At 62.5% G+C, this 3,844-nt stretch carries 2 protein-coding genes and 1 pseudogene; all 3 read left to right on the top strand.

Going from position 1 to position 3,844, the window contains the following annotated elements; all coding sequences use genetic code 11:
• Positions 1–52: 52 nt before the first annotated feature.
• The 3 genes and pseudogenes from xylF to JWR98_RS28980 all read left to right on the top strand — a co-directional run bounded on the left by xylF (position 53) and on the right by JWR98_RS28980 (position 3,743).
• Positions 53–1,053, top strand: a pseudogene (xylF, locus tag JWR98_RS28990) (D-xylose ABC transporter substrate-binding protein).
• Between the two features lie 5 nt (positions 1,054–1,058).
• Positions 1,059–2,606: a D-xylose ABC transporter ATP-binding protein gene (gene xylG / locus JWR98_RS28985; protein WP_205491876.1), complete on the top strand. Its 1,548-nt coding sequence runs from the start codon at positions 1,059–1,061 to the stop codon at positions 2,604–2,606.
• Complete coding sequence (locus JWR98_RS28980) at positions 2,607–3,743, top strand: sugar ABC transporter permease (protein WP_078732713.1); 1,137 nt, start codon at positions 2,607–2,609, stop codon at positions 3,741–3,743.
• Positions 3,744–3,844: the final 101 nt, after the last annotated feature.

Raw genomic sequence — 3,844 nt, 5'->3', positions numbered from 1 at the left:
CAAGCTCCCTCGCCACAGTGTCTTTCCAACAACAATAAAAGGACGCACCACCATGAAGTCATTCAAACGTACCCTGCTCGCCACCACCCTGGCCCTGCTGACCCTGCCGGTCATGGCCGACCCCGCCCACCCGAAAATCGGCTTCTCCATCGACGACCTGCGCCTGGAGCGCTGGTCCCGTGATCGCGATTACTTCGTTGCGGCCGCGGAAAAACTCGATGCCAAGGTCTTCGTGCAGTCGGCCGACGCCAACGAGCAGAAGCAGATCTCCCAGATCGAGAACCTGATCTCCCGTGGCGTCGATGTGATCGTCATCGTGCCGTTCAACGCCACGGTGCTGACCAACGCAGTGGCCGAAGCCAAGAAGGCCGGGATCAAAGTGGTGTCCTATGACCGCTTGATCCTCAACGCAGACATCGACGCCTATATCTCCTTCGATAACGAAAAAGTCGGCGAAATGCAGGCCAGCGGCGTGCTGCAAGCCGCGCCCAAGGGTAATTACTTCCTGCTCGGCGGCGCACCCACCGACAACAACGCCAAGGTGCTGCGCGAAGGCCAGATGAAAGTGCTGCAACCGGCCATCGACAAAGGCGATATCAAAGTGGTGGGCCAGCAGTGGGTCAAGGAATGGAACCCCACCGAAGCGCTGAGCATCGTCGAAAACGCCCTGACTCGAAACAACAACAAGATCGACGCCATCGTCGCCTCCAACGACGCCACCGCCGGCGTGCGATCCAGGCCCTGGCCGCGCAACAACTGGCGGGCAAGGTGCCGATCTCCGGCCAGGATGCCGACCTCGCCGCCGTCAAGCGCGTGATCGATGGCACCCAGACCATGACCGTGTACAAACCGCTCAAGCTAATTGCCAGCGAAGCCGCCAAGCTTTCGGTGCAGTTGGCGCGTAACGAAAAACCCACCTACAGCTCGCAATACGACAACGGCAGCAAAAAGGTCGATACCATCCTGCTCACCCCGACCCCGCTGACCAAGGCCAATATCGACCTGTTGGAGAAGGACGGTTTCTACACCAAAGAGCAGATCGGCGGGCAGTGAACCCCATGGCCGCCGACTACCTGCTGCAAATGAACGGCATCGTCAAAAGTTTTGGCGGTGTCAACGCGCTGAACGGCATCGATATCAAGGTGCGGCCCGGGGAATGCGTCGGCCTGTGCGGCGAGAACGGTGCCGGAAAATCCACCCTGATGAAGGTGCTGTCGGCGGTGTATCCGTACGGCACCTGGGAGGGCGAAATCCTCTGGGACGGGCAGCCGCTCAAGGCCCAGTCGATCAGCGAAACCGAGGCGGCCGGCATCGTGATAATCCACCAGGAACTGACCCTGGTGCCGGACCTGTCCGTGGCCGAGAACATTTTTATGGGCCACGAGTTGACCCTGCCCGGTGGGCGCATGAACTACCCGGCGATGTTCCACCGCGCCGAAGCGTTGATGCGCGAACTCAAGGTGCCGGACATGAACGTGGCGCTGCCGGTGTCGCAGTACGGCGGCGGTTACCAGCAACTGGTGGAAATCGCCAAGGCGCTCAACAAGCAGGCGCGCCTGTTGATCCTCGACGAGCCCTCCTCGGCCTTGACCCGCTCGGAAATCGAAGTGCTGCTGGACATCATCCGTGACCTCAAGGCCAAGGGTGTGGCCTGCGTGTACATCTCCCACAAGCTCGATGAAGTGGCCGCGGTGTGCGACACCATTGCGGTGATCCGCGACGGCAAGCACATCGCGACCACCGCCATGGCCGACATGGACATTGCGCGCATCATCACGCAGATGGTCGGCCGCGAGATGAGCAACCTCTACCCCACCGAGCCGCACGCGGTGGGCGAAGTGATTTTCGAGGCGCGCCACGTCACCTGCTACGACGTGGACAACCCCAAGCGCAAGCGCGTCGACGATATCTCCTTCGTGCTCAAGCGCGGTGAAATCCTCGGCATCGCAGGCCTTGTGGGCGCCGGGCGCACGGAGCTGGTGTCGGCGCTGTTCGGCGCCTACCCCGGCCGTTACAGCGCCGAGGTGTGGCTGGACGGCGAAGTGATCGACACGCGCACACCGCTCAAATCGATCCGCGCCGGGCTGTGCATGGTGCCCGAGGACCGCAAGCGCCAGGGCATCATTCCCGACCTGGGGGTGGGCCAGAACATCACCCTGGCGGTGCTCGACACTTACGCGCACCTGACCCGCATCGACGCCGAAGCCGAACTGGGCAGCATCGACCGGCAAATCGCGCGCATGCACCTCAAGACCTCCAGCCCGTTCTTGCCGATCACCAGCCTGTCCGGCGGCAACCAGCAAAAGGCCGTGCTGGCGAAGATGCTGATGGCCAAGCCCAAGGTGCTGATCCTCGACGAACCCACGCGCGGGGTGGACGTGGGCGCCAAATATGAGATCTACAAGCTGATGGGCGCGCTGGCGGCCGAAGGCGTGGCGATCATCATGGTCTCCTCGGAATTGGCCGAAGTACTCGGCGTGTCCAACCGCGTGCTGGTAATCGGCGAAGGCCAGTTGCGCGGCGACTTCATCAATGAGGGGCTCACCCAGGAACAGGTGCTCGCCGCTGCGCTCAGCCAAAACAATAATGATCGGAAGACCGCGTAGATGAATCAGCTCAAACAGCTGTTTACCCGCTACAAAATGCTCGCCCTGGTGATTGCCGTGGCGGTGATCTGGCTGTTTTTCAGCTGGCAGACCGAGGGCGGCTTCCTCACGCCGCGCAACCTGTCGAACCTGCTGCGGCAAATGTCGATCACCGGGATTCTGGCGTGCGGCATGGTGCTGGTGATCATCAGCGGCGAGATCGATTTGTCGGTGGGCTCGTTGCTGGGGCTGCTCGGCGGGCTGGCGGCGATCCTGGACGTGGTCTATCACATCCCGCTGCTGGCCAACCTGAGCCTGGTGGCGCTGTGCGGCCTGATGATCGGCCTGGCCAATGGCTACATGACCGCCTACCTGCGTATCCCCTCGTTCATTGTCGGCCTGGGCGGCATGCTGGCGTTTCGCGGGATTTTGCTGGGAATCACCGGCGGCACCACCATCGCGCCGGTGTCGCCGTCGCTGGTGTATGTGGGCCAGGGGTATTTGCCGCATTCGGTGGGCATCGGCCTCGGGGTGCTGCTGTTTGCGCTGACCTTGTTCCTCACCTGGAAGCAGCGACGCAACCGTGCGCTGCATGGCCTGGCAGCGCACTCGCTGGTACGTGACGTGGTGCGCGTAGTGGTGATCGGCGCGGTACTGGCCGGGTTCGTCACCACCCTTAACAGCTATGACGGCATCCCCGTGCCGGTGCTGTTGCTGCTGGTGCTGCTCGGTGTGTTCAGCTACGTCACCAGCCAGACCGTATTCGGCCGCCGCGTGTATGCGGTGGGCAGCAATATGGAAGCCACGCGGCTGTCGGGCATCAACGTGCAGGCGGTAAAACTGTGGATCTTCGGCATCATGGGCGTGATGTGCGCGCTCGCCGGCCTGGTCAACACCGCCCGCCTCGCCGCCGGCTCACCGTCGGCGGGCAACATGGGCGAGCTGGACGCCATCGCCGCGTGCTTTATCGGCGGCACCTCGATGCGCGGCGGTTCGGGCACGGTGTACGGCGCACTGCTGGGGGCGTTGGTGATCACCAGTCTGGATAACGGCATGTCGATGCTGGACGTGGACAGTTACTGGCAGATGATCGTGAAGGGCAGCATTCTGGTGCTGGCAGTGTGGGTGGATGTGAGTACGCGGGCGGGTCGACGCTGAACCCAATTCCTACCAACACTGAATAACCCTGTGGGAGGGGGCTTGCCCCCGATGGCGGCGGATCAGTCAATATCCATTTACCTGACCCACCGCTATCGGGG

The organism is Pseudomonas lactucae (assembly GCF_016937615.1).
Taxonomy (GTDB): domain Bacteria; phylum Pseudomonadota; class Gammaproteobacteria; order Pseudomonadales; family Pseudomonadaceae; genus Aquipseudomonas; species Aquipseudomonas lactucae.
Note: the sequence above shows the minus strand (reverse complement) of the source record. Positions and strands in the feature narration are given on the sequence as shown.

Bases quoted from the DNA above. Each gene is read 5' to 3' on its own strand.
- JWR98_RS28980 (WP_078732713.1), top strand. From the start codon at position 2,607: ATGAATCAGCTCAAACAGCTGTTTACCCGCTACAAAATGCTCGCCCTG.
- xylG (WP_205491876.1), top strand. From the start codon at position 1,059: ATGGCCGCCGACTACCTGCTGCAAATGAACGGCATCGTCAAAAGTTTT.